Source organism: Ochrobactrum soli, from assembly GCF_003664555.1.
GTDB classification, from domain to species: domain Bacteria; phylum Pseudomonadota; class Alphaproteobacteria; order Rhizobiales; family Rhizobiaceae; genus Brucella; species Brucella teleogrylli.
This window is the reverse complement of sequence record NZ_RCHH01000008.1, coordinates 1-16000: the sequence shown is the minus strand read 5'-3', so window position 1 is coordinate 16000 and position 16000 is coordinate 1. Positions and strand designations below refer to the sequence as shown.

The following is a 16000-nucleotide window of genomic DNA, read 5'->3' as shown; positions in this document are numbered from 1 at the left end:
GTTTATATCGGATCGCACATGTGCCGTTGGGCCGCCTATCTCGGACCTGAGACCTATCTGGAAGACATTATTTCGTCTCCCTGCCATTCGCTCGTGGCGCAAAGCCACGATGCGCATGAAGCCAAAACACGCACCAATGGCGATGGTTTCGGCGTCGCCTGGTATGGGCATCGCACCGAACCGGGCCTTTATCGGGATATTCTGCCAGCCTGGTCCGATCAGAATCTTGGTAGTCTGGCGCGACAAATCAGGTCGCGCCTTTTTCTTGCGCATGTGCGCGCCTCGACGGGCGGGCTAACCAGCCGTTCCAACTGCCATCCCTTTGTTTCCGGGCGCTGGAGCTTCATGCATAACGGGCAGATCGGCAGTTTCGACCGGCTGCGCCGCAGGCTGGAAGCGCATCTGAGCGATCATGTCTATGCGCAGAAGCACGGCGCAACCGATTCCGAACTGATCTTTCTGCTGATGCTGGAATTCGGCCTCGACAGCGATCCGGTTCAGGCCATGAAGCGCATGGTGGCGACGATCGTGGATGAAGCCGGAAAGGCCAATGTGCCTCCGTTTCTGCGGCTGACAGCCGCCTTTTCCGATGGCAACCAGCTTTATGCAATCCGCTATGCCACCGACGCCTTTGCGCCGACGCTTTATACCGCGACGCTTGGCGCATCGTCCGGCATCTGTGTGGTGTCGGAGCCGCTGGATGGCGAAGCCGCCAACTGGATGGCCGTGCCGGCAAACAGCTTTGTCACCGTCTCCCGGCAGGGGCGCATCGCCATCGACGGTTTTGAGGGGACGATGGCGTCTCCTCAGGGTGTGGCAACAGTTTAGGCGTTGCCGATCAGAATACCCGCCGCCAGAACCAATGCGCCGCCCAGCACCACTTGCAGGACCGAGCGGAAGAAAGGCGTTTCCATGAAGCGGTTCTGGATGAAGGCAATCGCCCAGAGTTCAAAGAACACGATGACCACCGCCAGAGACGTAGCCGTCCAGAAATCGGTGATCAGATAGGGCAAAGCGTGGCCGAGGCCGCCCAGCGCCGTCATGATACCGCAGGACAGGCCGCGTTTGATCGGCGAACCACGGCCAGACAGTTTACCGTCATCATGAATGGCTTCCGTGAAACCCATCGAGATACCCGCGCCGACCGAGGCGGACAGGCCAACGAGAAAAGTCTGCCAGGTGTCCTGCGTAGCAAAAGCGGCAGCAAAGATCGGCGCAAGGGTGGAGACCGAGCCGTCCATCAGACCCGCAAGGCCGGGCTGCACATAGGTGAGGATGAACTGCTTGCGCTCCAGCGCACGCTCCTCGTCCTGTACGGTTTTGGGCGTCAGCTCATGTTCCAGCGATTCGGCTTTAACCTCGTGCTGCTTTTCCTGAAGCGCCAGATCGCCCAAAAGCTTGCGCGTGGCCGCATCTGTGACGCGCTTTGCGGCCTCGACATAGAAGCGATAGGCCTGATCTTCCATCTCGGAGGCCGCGTCGCGCACCTTGTCGATGCCCAGCGGACGCACCAGCCAGTCGGGCTTGCGGTCATAATAGCCGCTGACATGTTCGCGACGAATGAGCGGAATATGGTCGCCGAAACGCGCGCGGTGCCGCTCGATCAGCGCATCGCGGTGCCCGTGTTCCTCCGCCGCCATCTGCTCGAAAATCTTCGCCGACTGCGGGAATTCTTCGCGCAAGCCATCGGCATAGGCGAGATAGATGCGCGCATCGTCCTCTTCAGACGAGATGGCAAGCGCAAGGATTTCCTGTTCGGAAAGCGAATCGAACGGGCGACGACCGTTGCGGAAAAATCGACTCAGCATAATCAAATCCATCAGTTTAGAATTATTCTAAAGTTATAATGAGTCAGCTGAAAGTCAAGTCTTGCGGTGCGGGCTTGTTTGGCGCATTACATTTCGGCCCCGGTAAAGCGGGGTTTTGCAAAGCAATGACCTGACGAAAAAGCCAGTAAAGAACAGGATCGATGGCATCGATGAACACGCACGCGCAAGGCATTAGCCCCCGTCCGCTGAATGGACAGGATTTCCGCACCCTTGGCCTTTCGGCCCTTGGCGGCGCGCTGGAGTTTTATGATTTCATCATCTTCGTGTTCTTTGCCAGCGTCATCGGGCATCTGTTCTTTCCGCCGGATATGCCGGACTGGCTGGTCATGATCCAGACTTTCGGCATTTTCGCAGCCGGTTATCTGGTGCGCCCGGTCGGCGGCATCGTGCTGGCGCATTTCGGCGACAAGTTTGGGCGCAAGCGGGTTTTCGCTTTCTCGGTGTTCCTGATGTCGATCTCGACATTGGCCATGGCCTGCCTGCCCACTTATGCGACGCTGGGTGTCGGCGCGCCGATCCTGCTCATCGTGTTTCGCATGTTGCAGGGCGCGGCCATTGGCGGCGAGGTTCCCGGCGCGTGGACCTTTGTGGCGGAACATGTGCCTGCCAATCGGGTCGGCATGGCCTGCGGCTTTCTCTGTTCCGGCTTGACGCTCGGCATCATGATTGGTTCGTTGATCGCCACGGCCATCAACTGGATTTTCACCCCGGAAGAACTCTCCGCCTATGCATGGCGCATTCCGTTCTTCATCGGCGGTATTTTTGGTCTGCTCGCGGTTTATCTGCGGCGCTGGCTGGCAGAAACCCCGATCTTCACCGCGATGAAGAACAGCCATTTGCTGAAAGACAAGCTGCCGCTGAAGACCGTTCTGCGCGAGCATATGCACGGTGTCATCATCTCCGTGCTTCTGACCTGGATCTTGTCAGCCGGTATCGTTGTGACCACGTTGATGACGGCGACTTTCCTGCAAAAGCTCTATGGTTATACGCCTTTGCAGTCGCTTGCCGCGACCAGCTTCGGCACGCTTTTCCTGATGTTCGGAACTGTGACTGCCGGTTCTATCGTTGACCGTATCGGCAGCGGACGTTTCTTCGCGGTGGCCGGTGTTTTCTTCGGCATTGCCACCTTCGTTTTCTACAGCTTTGCCGGTACGTCGCTGCCGGTGCTGTTTGCGCTTTATGCGGTGATGGGACTTTCCGTCGGTATGGTTGGCGCGGTGCCCTATGTCATGGTGCGCGCATTCCCGGCCCCGGTGCGGTTCTCCGGCCTGTCTTTCTCCTATAACATTTCCTATGCGGTGTTCGGTGGCTTGACGCCGGTGATCGTGACGACGATGCTGGCGGTCAACCCGATGGCCCACGCCTGGTATCTGGTGTTTATCGCGGTGCTGACCTCCGGGCTCGGTTTCTACCTCATGGCGCGCAGCGACCGGGTGGAAGGTGCTATCGGCCTTGATGATCTGTCGGTTGCAAACGCTGTTCCACACAGGAGCTAACAAAAAGGGCCGCATCAGCGGCCCTTTTCTTTTCGTGTTTAATGCGCCGCCAGTTTGGCAGTGCTCAAGTTCTTGTCGTGAACGGCGAAGCGGTCGATCATGTCGGCGCTGGCTTCGTTGAAACCGATCACCGACACCTCGGTGCCGCCGGTACGATATTTCATCACCACCTTGTCGAGTGCGCCGACTGCGGTGATGTCCCACAGATGCGCGTGGCTGACATTGATGGTGATCTTTTTCGCCGGCTTGGCGAAATCAAACGCGGCGATAAAATTCTGCGCCGAAGCGAAGAAAATCTGGCCCTGAACAGTATAGATGCGTTCGCTACCGTCGCTGTTTTCGGCCTCGGAGACGCGGAACATCTTGGCGACCTTGCCCGCAAAGAACACGCCGGAAAGCAGAACGCCGACCAGAACGCCTTTGGCCAGATCATGCGTTGAGACGACGGTGACCACCGTTGCCAGCATGACGAAGGACGAGGATGGCGGGTTACGACGCAGATCGAGGATAGACCGCCACGAGAATGTGCCGATGGATACCATGATCATCACCGCCACTAGTGCCGCCATCGGAATGATGCGCACAAGATCGTCGAGCACCAGAATCAGGAACAGCAGGAAGGCGCCCGCCACGAAGGTCGAAAGCCTGCCGCGTCCGCCGGACGACACATTGATCACCGATTGTCCGATCATGGCGCAGCCGCCCATGCCGCCGATCAGCGCCGAGGCGATATTGCTCGTGCCCTGACCGATACATTCCTGGCTTTTGTTGCTGGGCGTGTCGGTCATGTCGTCAACAATCTGGGCGGTCATCAGCGATTCGAGCAGCCCGACCGCCGCGAGCGTGATTGAATAAGGCAGGATGATCTGCAAGGTTTCGAGCGTTACCGGCACTTGCGGCAATGCGAAGACCGGCAATGCGGATGGCAATTCGCCGAGATCGCCCACGGTGCGAAGATCCATCCCGCTCCACCAGGCCAGTGCGGTGAGAACCGCAATGGCGACCAGCGGCGAGGGGATCGCCTTGGTCAGTCGCGGGAACAGATAGATGATGGCGAGGCCGCCCGCGATCATCCAATAGGTCTGGACTGGCACATGGATCAGCTCTGGTAGTTGTGCCATGAAAATGAGGATCGCCAGCGCATTGACGAAGCCGGTGATGACCGAGCGCGATACAAAGCGCATCAGGCGTCCGAGCTTCAGGAAACCGGCAAGGATTTGTATTATGCCCATCAGGATTGTGGCGGCAAACAGATATTGCAGCCCGTGTTCCTTGACGAGCGAGACCATCACCACGGCGGTTGCAGCCGTGGCGGCGGAAATCATGCCGGGGCGACCGCCGGTAAAGGCGGAGACGCAGGCAATGGCGAAGGAAGCAAAAAGGCCCACTTTGGGATCGACCCCGGCGATGACCGAAAAGCCGATGGCTTCGGGAATAAGGGCAAGTGCTACGACGATGCCGGAGAGAATATCGCCGCGAATATTGGAGAACCACTCGCGGCGGTAGGCAGCAAGACGTGTCATTGAATTTTCCGCAAATAGAAGACGGGCGTTGAGAGCCGTCCGATTCAACATGGCCGATTGTAAAAATGGGAGATGTTGTTGCGTTGTCTGGCGGATAGGCGGCCAGAAGAGCCACCCGGGCTTTCACCGGGTCCTTGCGAATACACGTGTATAAACAAAAAGAACGCAGCAGGGCAATAACCCGCTGCGTTTTCTATTGGGCACTATTGAATAGATCAGAGAATCTTCTGCATGAAGGTCAGATCGAGCCAGCGTCCGAATTTCTGGCCGACTTGTTTCAAGGTGCCACAATCTTCAAAGCCCTGCGATTTATGCAGCGCGATGGACGCGGCATTGCCCGCCTCGATACCAGCCACCAGCACATGCACCTTGCGGCGGCGCGCTTCTTCCACCAGTTCGGCCAGCAAGGCGCGACCGATGCCGCCGCCGCGCGCATCGCTTGCCACATAGACCGACAGTTCGGAGGAATGGCGGAAGCCTTCGAAGGGCCGGAAAGGACCATAGCTCGCATAGCCGACAACCTGGCCTTCGCGCTCGGCCACCAGCACCGGGAAGCCGTCGCGATTGCGGCCTTCCAGCCATTGGCGCCGGTTTCCCAGATCGACGAGCGTTTCATTCCAGATGGCAAGCGTGTTGTCGACCGCATCATTATAGATGGCGAGCAGCGCGGGAAGATCTGCTTCCGTCGCATGGCGGATGGAGAGGGTCATTTCAGATGCCTTTGTAAAAGAGCGTGGTGGCGCAGGGGCTGCCATCGGGAAAGAGCGCGTAATTCGGGATCACGCCGACAGGCTGCCAATTCAGATGCGTATAGATCGCTTCGGCGGGGCTACCGGTGGCGGTGTCGAGACAGATCAGCGTTTTGCCATGCATGCGGGCTTGGGCTTCCGCCGCGGCCATCAGCTTGCGGGCAAGGCCGAGGCCGCGCGCCTTGCGGTGGATCAGCAGCTTTTTCAGATCGGCGCGATGCGGCTGATTGGGCATTTGGGAGAGACCAAGCTGCACCGTGCCGACGATCGCGCCGTCATGCTCAGCGACGATAAGCAGCGTCTCGTCGTTCTCCGTCTCGCGGGCGATGCGGGTCCAGTAAGGCGTAAAATCCTGCGGCTCACAGGGTGCCATGAACCCGACCGATGCGCCACCCATGACGCAGTCGGCAAGAATTTCGGCGAGCGCCGGAATGGCTCGTTTCGCTTCTTCTGCATTGAGAACGTGGATCATCGGACGGTCTTTCAGAGGTTGCTGCGGCGTTCGAGCACAATGGCATAGCGTGCAGGGGTCGAACCGGGATTGTGAAAAGTGATGCCCGCCATGATCGGCATATAAAGGCAGTCGCCGGGCTTGAGGCTATAATGCGTGTCGCCGACGGTCATTTCCATGGCACCGGCAAAGAGCCACATATGCTGGGTGATACCGGCATTGGCGGTCTGGGGTGCGAAAGTGACCTTGCCGCCCGCCGGAAACTCGACCTCGATCAGATCGACATTCGAACCGGTGCCGGGCGGGGAGACCGACCGGCGCACATAGCCGGTGTCCGGATCTCGCCAGACCGGCTGGCGATCATGGGGGAGGTAGGGCGAGGGCGGAGCTTCCGCATCGCCAAAAAATGCTGATAGCGACGTGCCAAGGGCGGCGCAAATGCGCGCCAGAAGCTGGGCCGTCGGACTTGTCTCGCCGCGCTCGATCCGCGAGATCATGGCGCGGCTGACACCGGAAACATCGCCCAACGCATCCAGCGTCATGCCTTGCGCCAGACGCAGGCGGCGCAGGTTCTCACCAATGGCGTTGTCGAGCTGTTCGATAGCGTTTTCCACTATGTTAGAAATAATATCTATTATAATGGAGTCAAGCGATTTTGGCGTTAACGAGCGATATTTAAGGTAGCCATAGTGCGGAAAGAGAGCTGCTGTTTTCGCTTTCGAATGCACTACGCTGCGACTGATATCAATGTCAGTTTAATTTAAAATATTTTTGATATAATTTTAAAATTGTTAATGATATTTTTATCGATGATAATATAAGGAAATTAATATGAGTTTACGTGAAAGTATAGATGTCTATAAAGGCCATGACTTTATTCCAAGATCTAATTATAAAATACAAATTTCTTCACTTGAGTATTACGGTGTCGCGTCTGAAATAGATGATAAGGTTAGGTACGTTGCGTTCGGAAAATATGGAGGCGTATTTAATTTATTAATTTCCAATGATGATTTAGTAATGCAGATCAAGCTAAATACTGTAATTTCAATTTTCACAAGCTCAAAAGAAGATGATCCATATGTCTTATTTTTCTTGAATTATAAATCTGATTCAGAATCAGTGCTTGTCGATTTGTGGTATTAGGCGTCCTCTCGCGGAACATACCTTTCACAGTTTCAGAATGTGAAAGGTATGTTTTCAAGAATATTGGAATCAGCCTTGCGCCTTCAGTTCCAAGCGGCGGCGATGCAGGACCGGCTCGGTATAGCCGTTCGGCTGTTCGCGGCCTTTGAAGACGAGATCGCAGGCGGCCTGGAAGGCGATGGACTTGTCGAAATTGGCAGCCATCGGGCGATACAGCGCATCGCCTTCATTCTGTTTGTCGACGACAGCGGCCATGCGCTTCATGGTTTCCATGACCTGCGCTTCCGTGACAACGCCATGGTAGAGCCAGTTCGCAATGTGCTGGGCGGAAATGCGCAGTGTCGCACGGTCTTCCATCAGGCCGACATTGTTGATGTCCGGCACCTTCGAGCAGCCGACGCCCTGATCGACCCAGCGCACGACATAGCCGAGAATCCCTTGCGCGTTGTTGTCGATTTCCTTTTGGATATCTTCCGGCGTCCAATTCGGACGGCTGGCGACCGGCACCGACAGAATGTCGTCGAGCTTGGCGCGCGGGCGGTTCTTGAGCTTTGCCTGAACGGCCGCAACGTCCACTTGGTGATAGTGGGTGGCATGCAGCGTGGCAGCGGTCGGTGACGGCACCCATGCGGTGTTCGCGCCAGCCTTCGGATGAGCGATCTTCTGCTCCAGCATTGCCGCCATCAGGTCGGGCATGGCCCACATGCCCTTGCCGATCTGCGCGTGGCCGGAAAGGCCGCATTCGAGACCGATATCGACATTCCACTGCTCATAGGCACCGATCCAGGCGGCCTGCTTCATGTCGCCCTTGCGGATCATCGGGCCAGCTTCCATCGAGGTATGAATCTCGTCGCCGGTGCGGTCGAGGAAGCCGGTATTGATGAACACGACGCGATCCTTGGCGGCGCGAATGGATTCCTTGAGGTTGATCGTCGTGCGGCGTTCCTCGTCCATTACGCCCATTTTGAGCGTGTTGGGCTGCATGCCGAGCAGTTCTTCCGTCCGGGTGAAGATTTCATTGGCGAAAGCCACTTCTTCCGGGCCATGCATCTTCGGCTTGACGATATAGACCGAGCCTTCGCGTGAGTTCATGTGACGGCCATTCGGGCCGATATCGTGCAAGGCGATCAGGCTGGTAAAGGCGGCATCCATGATGCCTTCCGGCACTTCATTGCCGTCAGTGTCGAGAATGGCCGGATTGGTCATCAGGTGCCCGACATTGCGAACCAGCATCAGCGAGCGGCCCTTGAGCGTCAGGTCGGAGCCATCGGCGGCGCGATAGCTGCGGTCGCCATTGAGACGGCGCGTCATCTGCTTGCCGTTCTTTTCGAACGTGTCTTCCAGCTTGCCGTTCATCAGGCCGAGCCAGTTGCGATAGACCGCAACCTTGTCCTCGGCATCGACGGCGGCAATCGAATCTTCGCAATCCTGAATCGTGCTGATGGCCGATTCCAGAACCATGTCTGCAATATGCGCCGGATCGGTCTTGCCGATCGGATGGTCGGCATTGACGACGATATCGACATGCATGTTGTTCTTGGCCAGCAGCACATTGGTCGGGTTGGCGGCGTCGCCATTATAGCCCTTGAACTGGCTGGCATCTTTCAGAACCGTTGCGGAACCGTTCGTCAGCTTGATGTCGAGCTTGCCATCCTTGACGGCAAGGCCAGCGACGTCGGCCCATTTGCCGGAGGCGAGCGGCGCGCTTTCATCGAGGAAATTCTTCGCCCAGGCGATGACTTTCTCGCCGCGCTTCGGATTGTAGCCCTTGCCCTTTTCCGCGCCATCGGCATCGGAAATCGCGTCGGTGCCGTAAAGCGCATCATAAAGCGAACCCCAACGCGCATTGGCAGCGTTGAGGGCGTAGCGGGCGTTCATGACCGGGACGACAAGCTGCGGACCGGCAATATGGGTGATTTCCGGATCGACATTGGCGGTCGAAACGGTGAACTCCCCGCCTTCCGGCAGGAGATAGCCGATGTCCTTCAGGAACTGCTGGTATTCCGCCTGGCTATAGCCTTTGTCGCGGTTTTCCTTGTACCAGCTGTCGATCTTCGCCTGCATGTCGTCACGCTTTTTCAAAAGCGCGCGGTTCTTCGGGGCAAGATCGCGAACGATTGCGGCAAAACCTTTCCAGAACTTGTCCGGGTCTACGCCGGTGCCGGGCGCGGCCTCCTTGGCCAGAAACTCCACGAGTTCAGGGGCAACACGCAAACCTTCAATTTCGACGTAATTGCTCATGGCTTGGCCTCCTTCAGAATAAATACAACTACCGCCAGCGCTTTTCAGGCGTCAGCTACCATGCTGCCTTTGAACCGCTTTGGCGCGCTTTCGTCAATCGACGCGGCGGCACATCATCTGTGACGCTGGGGAGAAAATAAATCACAATTTTAAGGTGTGTCTTATTTGGTCCGGCGTCCATCCCTGTTCACGCAGCGATGCAAGAGCGGTATCCTTGCGGCTTTTCGACAGTTTCAGCCCATCGTCGCCCAGCACGAGGTCATGATGGTGATAATGCGGCTCCGGCAGACCGAGAAGCTTTTGCAGGAGGCGGTGTACAGCGGTCGCGTGGAAGAGATCGCGGCCACGCACGACATGGGTGACGCCTTGCAGGGCGTCGTCCACCACCACAGAAAGATGATAGCTGGTCGGCGTGTCCTTGCGTGCGATGATCACATCACCCCATCGGGCGGGATCGGCGGCAATGCGCCCGGTCTCGCCATCCGGTCCGGCGCCGTTTTCTTCCCAGAACAACGTTTCACCCACGGTGGCCAGCGCCTTTTCCATGTCGAGACGCCAGGCATAGGGGACGCCGGATACGATCCGTTCCAGCCGGTGCGCTTCATTGAGGTTGCGTTCGCCCTTTGGATAAAGCGGCGTGCCGTCCGGGTCCGACGGCCAGACCTTGCCCCTGGCGTGGGCTTCGCCAATCCGCTCGCGCACTTCGCCACGGCTGAGAAAGGCCGGATAGACAAGTCCCTTGTCGGCAAGCTTTGTCAGCGCATTGCGATACTCGCCAAAATGCTCCGACTGGCGGCGTACAGGCTTTTCCCATGACAGGCCGAGCCAGTGCAGGTCGTCGTAAATGCCCTGTTCCAGCGCAGGCGTGCAGCGCGCCGTGTCGATGTCTTCCATGCGTAATAGAAAACGACCGTCGCTTTCGTTCGCCATGCGTGCGTTGAGAAGAGCTGAATAGGCATGGCCGAGGTGCAATTGGCCATTGGGGCTGGGGGCAAAGCGAAAGACGGGTCTGGTCATGATCATGTCAGTTGATTGTCATCTGAGCACATTGGTACTTTGTCGGCGATTGAAATGAAAGGCCACAGCATGCAGCGCATCGATACATTGGAGGATATAGAGGCTGGCCTTGAAGCGCTGGTTTTGGCCGATATGCGCCTGGCCGATATTCGCAGCCGCGCCCATGCGGTTCCGCTGCGTCGCTCACCGCCAGGGTTCGAAAGTCTGGCTTCCATCATCGTGGCACAGCAGGTTTCAACTGCAAGCGCTGCGGCCATCTGGGGGCGGTTGAAACAGGTGATCGATCCGCTGACGCCGCAGGCCTATATTGCTGGCGGCGAAGAGGCGTGGCGCTTTGCCGGGCTGTCTCGGCCCAAGCAGAGGACGCTTCTGGCTGTATCGCAGGCGCTGGTGGATGACGGGATCGATCTGCACGGGCTTTGCGATCTGCCTGCGGAGGAGGCGATAGCTGCGCTCACCGCTATCAAGGGCATCGGGCCGTGGACGGCGGAAGTCTATCTGCTGTTTGCCGCCGGTCACCCGGACGTGTTTCCGGCGGGTGACGTGGCGCTGCAAGCTGCCGTCGGTCATGCCTTTGCCCATGAAACGCGCCCGGATGCTGTGGCGCTGCGCAAGCTTGCGGAAGACTGGGCGCCGTGGCGCGGCGTGGCGGCGCGATTATTCTGGGCCTATTACGCGGCAATCAAGGGCCGCGAGGCGGCCCCACTTTTGTAGATGCATCTGTAAATGTTGCGTGTTTCCGGTGGCACAAATGCGTTTCCGCTTCACAATCCTGTCACGTCAGGCTTACATTATCGCCATCAGCTGATGACGGTATTTCGATTCGCAGAAGCTTGATTTTCTGCTGATTGCAGTCCCGTCCTCACGAGGTTGGAGCGTCGTTGTTGCGCCCACAATGGACGCGCGGCGCTCCGATGAAGAGCGCAATTCCGCTGGGAAAGTCGTCGTTTCGCCCTTTCTCGGAGTTGCTCTGAAGGAGGTGCGTCCTTGACCATTGCAGTCTCACCCCGGACCGTCTCGACGAGTGGCTTGCCCGCTCTGGTCCTCAACGCGGATTATCGTCCGCTCAGCTATTACCCCTTGTCGCTCTGGTCATGGCAGGATGCGATCAAGGCGGTCTTTCTCGAACGCGTGAATATCGTCGCGGAATACGACCAGATCGTTTCCTCGCCGTCTTTCTCCATGCGTGTTCCGAGCGTGATCTGCCTGAAGGATTATGTGAAGCCGCCGCGCTATCCGGCGTTTACGCGCTTCAATCTTTTCCTGCGTGATCGTTTCGAGTGCCAGTATTGCGGCTCGCCGCATGATCTGACCTTCGATCACGTCACCCCGCGTTGCCATGGCGGCGAGACGACGTGGGAAAATGTGGTCGCCGCCTGTTCACCATGCAATCTGCGCAAGGGCGGTCTCATGCCTGCGGCTGCGCATATGTGGCCGCGCCAGAAGCCGGTCATGCCGACCGTGCAGGATCTGCACAATAACGGTCGTCTTTTCCCGCCCAACCATCTGCATGATAGCTGGCTGGATTTTCTGTATTGGGATGTCGAACTGGAGCCTTGACGCATGTTGCGCAAAACTGCGTAGCAATCCTGCGACAACATCATGCGAAAAAAGAAGACCTAAGCCCCTCAGAATCTTCCCTTACTTGCCACTCTTCGCAAAAGCGCCGTAGTAGCCGATGGCTGCAAAGAACAGGCTTGCGACGATATTCCATCCGGCAAAGGACAGACCAAGGAAAAAGCCGGGTGCGCTGTCGCATGCGGGCGGGCGCGTATTGAGATCGCCCAGAAGGTTGCCCGCGTCCAGCGTGACTTTCATCGTCGCCGCGCTGCAATCGGCCGGGCCCGGCCAATACTTCAGCTCAACACCCGTATGATAGACCGCCAGCGCCAGACCATAGGTCATCAAAAGCGCGCCGATCAGGATGAGGCCGCGTGTCAGAATCGGCGGCCATTTCAAGCCGTAGGAAAGCCAGGCCGCAGCCAGAACCGGAACGCCGATATAATAAGGCGTGCGCTGTTCAAGGCAGAGTTTGCACGGCATGAAACCGGCAATATGCTCGAAACCGAGCGCGGTGCCGACAGTTGCGGCCAGTCCGAAGGTCATGATGCCTGCGGTCCATGCCTGTGTTTTGCCAACCGGGTTATTGAGTGCAAATGCCATATGAAAATTCCTGACGCGGCTCTTTATGTGCAGCTAAACTAAGATAGAGACTTGTTTCCAAGCAATTTATTTTGACCGGCGTGAGGCAGCCGGCTCAGGCGTGAAGATATTTCACAGCAAAAAACAGGGCGATCAGCAAGACCGCCACGGCGCTGGCGATCAGGCCAAGGCGCTTTTCGATAAAATGGCGGATCGGCTCGCCATAACGGCGCAGCAGCCAGGCCAGGAAATAGAAGCGCGCGCCGCGCGCAACAATGGCCGATGCGATGAACAGCCAGATATTGACGCCAGCCGCTCCCGACAGGATTGTCACAACCTTGATCGGCGGGAGATGGGCGAGGCCCGATGTGATCAGCATCAGCAAAATGGTGTCGGCGCTGGTTGTGCCGCGCAATTGCTCGAACGTGTCCAGCTTGCCATACATTTCCAGCACCGGCTTGGCGATCTGTTCATAGGCATGATAGCCGAGATACCAGCCCGCGATGCCGCCCAGCACCGATGCAACGGTTGCGATGAAGGCGTAGCGCCAGGCGCGTTCCGGACGGGCCAGCGCCATCGGCAGAAACAGAACGTCTGCCGGGACAAGGAAAACCGAACTCTCCACGAAAGCAATGATCGCCAGCCACCATTCGGCTGATTTTCTTGCGGCAAGCGAAATAGTCCAGTCGTAAAGGCGGCGCAGCATGGATTGTCCGGATAATGTGCGGCGGATAGCCGTCGTTGCGGTTGCACCGTCTATAAATAAAAAAGACGGCGCGAACAATCCGCACCGTCTCTTCATTGGCTTATATCAATCAGCGCTTATAGGCGCTGCAGATATATTTGGTTTCGAGATATTCCTCGATGCCGTATTTGGAGCCTTCGCGACCGAGGCCGGACTGCTTGACGCCGCCGAACGGCGCGACTTCATTGGAGATCAGACCGGTATTGTGGCCGACCATGCCGTATTCGAGCCCTTCGCTGACGCGGATCGCACGGCTGAAGTTCTCCGTATAGAAGTAAGCGGCGAGACCGAAGATCGTGTCGTTGGCCATGGCCAGCACTTCCTCTTCCGTGTCGAAGGCAAAGAGCGGCGCGAGCGGGCCGAAAGTTTCCTCCTGCGCAACGGCCATGTCCGATGTCACGCCGGTGAGAACAGCCGGTTCGAAGAACAGGCCGCCCAGTTCCTTGCCGCCGGTGATGAGCTTTGCACCCTTCGAAACCGCGTCTTCAATATGCGCCTTGACCTTGGTGATCGCCTTTTCCTCGATCATCGGGCCGATGACCACACCCGGTTCGGTGCCGTTGCCGACCTTCAGCGCCTTGACCTTCTCCGCGAGCTTTTCAGCAAATTTGTCGTAAACGCCGCGCTGAACATAAATGCGGTTGGCGCAAACGCAGGTCTGACCGGCATTGCGATATTTGGAAATCATCGCGCCTTCGACAGCGGCGTCGAGATCGGCGTCGTCAAAGACGATGAACGGCGCATTGCCGCCGAGTTCCAGCGACACTCTTTTGATCGTTGGTGCGCACTGGGCCATCAACAGGCGGCCCACTTCCGTGGAGCCGGTGAAGGAGAGCTTGCGCACAGTATCATTGCTGGTGAGTTCAGCGCCGATTTCGCGTGCCTTGCCGGTCACGATCTGCAAGACACCGGCAGGGATGCCAGCCTTTTCAGCCAGCACGCCAAGCGCCAGAGCCGTCAGCGGGGTCAGATCGGCAGGACGCACGATCATCGTGCAGCCAGCCGCGAGTGCCGGTGCAGCCTTGCGGGTGATCATGGCGGCGGGGAAGTTCCACGGCGTGATTGCGGCGGTGACGCCAACCGGCTGGCGGATCACCGTCAGGCGCTGTCCGGCCTGCGGGGCAGGGATGGTGTCGCCATAGACGCGCTTTGCTTCTTCTGCAAACCATTCAATGAAAGACGCGGCATAAAGCACTTCACCGCGCGCTTCGGCCAAAGGCTTTCCCTGTTCCGATGTCATGATCAGCGCAATGTCATCGGCATTGGAGACAATGAGGTCGAACCATTTGCGCATGATGCCCGCGCGTTCCTTGGCAGTTTTCGCGGCCCAGGCGGGAAGCGCCTTGGCGGAGGCGTCGATGACTTCCTTGATCGTGTCTACCGACAGCGACGGAACCGTGCCGACCACAGAGCCATCAGCCGGGTTGGTTACATTGATGGTCTTGCCGTCAGCCGCGTCGATCCAGCGACCGTCGACCAGGCATTTCGATTGAAGCAGCGAAGGGTCTTTCAAGGTGATCATGTCTGATGTTCCGTCCCAGTCTTGCATGGATTGTCTGTTCAGTATATTGAACAGTCTTCGATATATTGAATTAAACAGATCATGGCAGCCAAAGTCAATCGGGCAGCCGATGATCTGTCGGGCAGATGGCGTGTCAGCATAGGAATGAAACGATGACCGAAGAGGCAGGTTCCCTCAAACTGGTTCCGGCGGTCATGCGCGCGGCACAGATACTGGATCTTATCGCCAAGGCCGGCGACGGCATGGGCGGGGCACTGAAACTATCCGATATTGCGCGTCAGGCCGGGCTGCCCAAAAGCAGCGTGCACGGGCTTTGCCAGACGCTGGTTTATCTGAAGCTTCTGAAGTTCAATAGTGACGGCAGCTTTTCCATGGGGCCACAATCGGTGCGCTGGGCCAATATCTTTCTGGCGGGCAGCGATATTGTCGAGGTGTTTCATGAGGCGGTGGCGCAGGCAGAGGGGCTTGGCGCCTACACGCTGACGCTTTCTCATCTGGAGGGACCGGATGTCATTTATCTGTCCTGCCGCAATTCGTCCGCGCCGCTTGGGATAACGTTCCGCATCGGCATGCGCGTCCCCGCAGTCTTTACGGCAACGGGCAAGGCCATGCTCGCGGCAATGCCGAATGACGAGCGCGCACGTCATCTTCCCGAACATTGGCCGGAACTCGCTACACCAGCGAGCGTCGCTTCGCTGAAGGCGCTCGAAGGCGAGATGTCCGGCATAAGAGAGAAGGGCTATTCCCTTGATGACGGCCAGTTGCGCGAAGGCATGTTCTGCATCGGCGCGGCAATCTACGAACAGCCAAACCGACCGAGCGCGGGAATTGCTCTTTCGATGATGGCCGCAGAGGCCCGTCCTGAAGTGATTGAGGAGATTGGCAAACGGATGCGGGCGCTCGCGGATGATGTCGCGGAGCGAATGGGGTGGGCTTCCGCATCAGAATCGCCTGTTCAAATTGTTGAATAAGGAGTAAATTTCGGTCTTTCTCCCTGTGGAAAAGAAAATCGCATTTTTATCGAAAGCCGTGTTGACAGTTTTGGTGTGCGGGGCCTATATAGCGCCACAACGAGGGCGGCGACGCTGCTAGCGGCAGGTTGCTTCGTCCTTGAGTTCTGGTGAAAGTGGTTGACTTTG

The 16000-nt window shown here is 57.7% G+C and carries 16 protein-coding genes and 1 other annotated feature; of the genes, 6 read left to right on the top strand and 10 right to left on the bottom strand.

The window, feature by feature from the left end; genetic code table 11:
• Positions 1-18 precede the first annotated feature (18 nt).
• Positions 19-828: a class II glutamine amidotransferase gene (locus D8666_RS14725; RefSeq protein ID WP_121538524.1), complete on the top strand. Its 810-nt coding sequence runs from the start codon at positions 19-21 to the stop codon at positions 826-828.
• On the opposite strand, the gene mbfA is transcribed toward D8666_RS14725, so the two are convergent.
• Complete coding sequence (gene mbfA, locus D8666_RS14720) at positions 825-1808, bottom strand: iron exporter MbfA (RefSeq protein ID WP_121538709.1); 984 nt, start codon at positions 1806-1808, stop codon at positions 825-827. The genes D8666_RS14725 and mbfA overlap by 4 nt on opposite strands.
• Positions 1809-1969: 161 nt before the next feature.
• Here mbfA and D8666_RS14715 point away from each other — a divergent pair, with 161 nt between their 5' ends.
• Entirely contained in the window at positions 1970-3325 is a 1356-nt protein-coding gene (locus D8666_RS14715) for an MFS transporter (RefSeq protein ID WP_121538522.1), read from the top strand.
• 38 nt (positions 3326-3363) lie between these two features.
• Here D8666_RS14715 and D8666_RS14710 read toward each other — a convergent pair whose 3' ends face one another.
• The 4 genes from D8666_RS14710 to D8666_RS14695 all read right to left on the bottom strand — a co-directional run bounded on the left by D8666_RS14710 (position 3364) and on the right by D8666_RS14695 (position 6662).
• A complete protein-coding gene (locus D8666_RS14710; protein WP_121538520.1) occupies positions 3364-4848 on the bottom strand; it encodes a SulP family inorganic anion transporter in 1485 nt (494 codons plus the stop codon).
• Between the two features lie 81 nt (positions 4849-4929).
• Positions 4930-4985 (bottom strand) — a sequence feature (sul1 is cis-regulatory element that is thought to sense ions involved in sulfur or methionine metabolism; They are found in Alphaproteobacteria).
• A 78-nt stretch (positions 4986-5063) separates the two neighbouring features.
• Positions 5064-5558 (bottom strand): GNAT family N-acetyltransferase, encoded by a 495-nt coding sequence (locus tag D8666_RS14705; RefSeq protein WP_121538518.1) that lies wholly within the window; start codon positions 5556-5558, stop codon positions 5064-5066.
• A gap of 1 nt (position 5559) precedes the next feature.
• On the bottom strand, positions 5560-6069 hold the full coding sequence (locus tag D8666_RS14700) for a GNAT family N-acetyltransferase (RefSeq protein WP_121538516.1): 510 nt from the start codon (positions 6067-6069) through the stop codon (positions 5560-5562).
• A gap of 11 nt (positions 6070-6080) precedes the next feature.
• Positions 6081-6662 carry a helix-turn-helix domain-containing protein gene (locus tag D8666_RS14695; RefSeq protein ID WP_121538514.1) on the bottom strand — a complete coding sequence of 194 codons (582 nt, stop codon included), beginning with the start codon at positions 6660-6662 and terminating at the stop codon, positions 6081-6083.
• A gap of 217 nt (positions 6663-6879) precedes the next feature.
• Here D8666_RS14695 and D8666_RS14690 point away from each other — a divergent pair, with 217 nt between their 5' ends.
• Entirely contained in the window at positions 6880-7194 is a 315-nt protein-coding gene (locus tag D8666_RS14690; RefSeq protein ID WP_121538512.1) for a hypothetical protein, read from the top strand.
• 69 nt (positions 7195-7263) lie between these two features.
• Here D8666_RS14690 and D8666_RS14685 read toward each other — a convergent pair whose 3' ends face one another.
• Positions 7264-9435, bottom strand: a complete 2172-nt coding sequence (locus D8666_RS14685) for a malate synthase G (RefSeq protein ID WP_121538510.1) — start codon at positions 9433-9435, stop codon at positions 7264-7266.
• Positions 9436-9576: 141 nt separating this feature from the next.
• The gene (gene gluQRS / locus D8666_RS14680) at positions 9577-10452 is read right to left on the bottom strand and encodes a tRNA glutamyl-Q(34) synthetase GluQRS (RefSeq protein WP_121538707.1); all 876 of its coding nucleotides are present in this window, start codon (positions 10450-10452) and stop codon (positions 9577-9579) included.
• Between the two features lie 69 nt (positions 10453-10521).
• Between gluQRS and D8666_RS14675 the strand changes: the two genes are divergently transcribed.
• Positions 10522-11166: a DNA-3-methyladenine glycosylase family protein gene (locus tag D8666_RS14675; protein ID WP_109370304.1), complete on the top strand. Its 645-nt coding sequence runs from the start codon at positions 10522-10524 to the stop codon at positions 11164-11166.
• A gap of 273 nt (positions 11167-11439) precedes the next feature.
• Positions 11440-12012 (top strand): HNH endonuclease, encoded by a 573-nt coding sequence (locus D8666_RS14670; protein ID WP_078339434.1) that lies wholly within the window; start codon positions 11440-11442, stop codon positions 12010-12012.
• Between the two features lie 81 nt (positions 12013-12093).
• Here the strand turns inward: D8666_RS14670 and D8666_RS14665 are convergent, their stop codons facing one another.
• The 3 genes from D8666_RS14665 to D8666_RS14655 form a co-directional block, all read right to left on the bottom strand.
• Entirely contained in the window at positions 12094-12615 is a 522-nt protein-coding gene (locus tag D8666_RS14665) for a disulfide bond formation protein B (RefSeq protein WP_109369706.1), read from the bottom strand.
• Between the two features lie 94 nt (positions 12616-12709).
• Positions 12710-13300 (bottom strand): YqaA family protein, encoded by a 591-nt coding sequence (locus D8666_RS14660; RefSeq protein WP_109369705.1) that lies wholly within the window; start codon positions 13298-13300, stop codon positions 12710-12712.
• Positions 13301-13409: 109 nt separating this feature from the next.
• The gene (locus tag D8666_RS14655; protein ID WP_121538508.1) at positions 13410-14861 is read right to left on the bottom strand and encodes an NAD-dependent succinate-semialdehyde dehydrogenase; all 1452 of its coding nucleotides are present in this window, start codon (positions 14859-14861) and stop codon (positions 13410-13412) included.
• Between the two features lie 152 nt (positions 14862-15013).
• On the opposite strand from D8666_RS14655, the gene D8666_RS14650 reads away from it, so the two are divergent.
• On the top strand, positions 15014-15832 hold the full coding sequence (locus tag D8666_RS14650) for an IclR family transcriptional regulator (protein ID WP_121538506.1): 819 nt from the start codon (positions 15014-15016) through the stop codon (positions 15830-15832).
• Positions 15833-16000 lie beyond the last annotated feature (168 nt).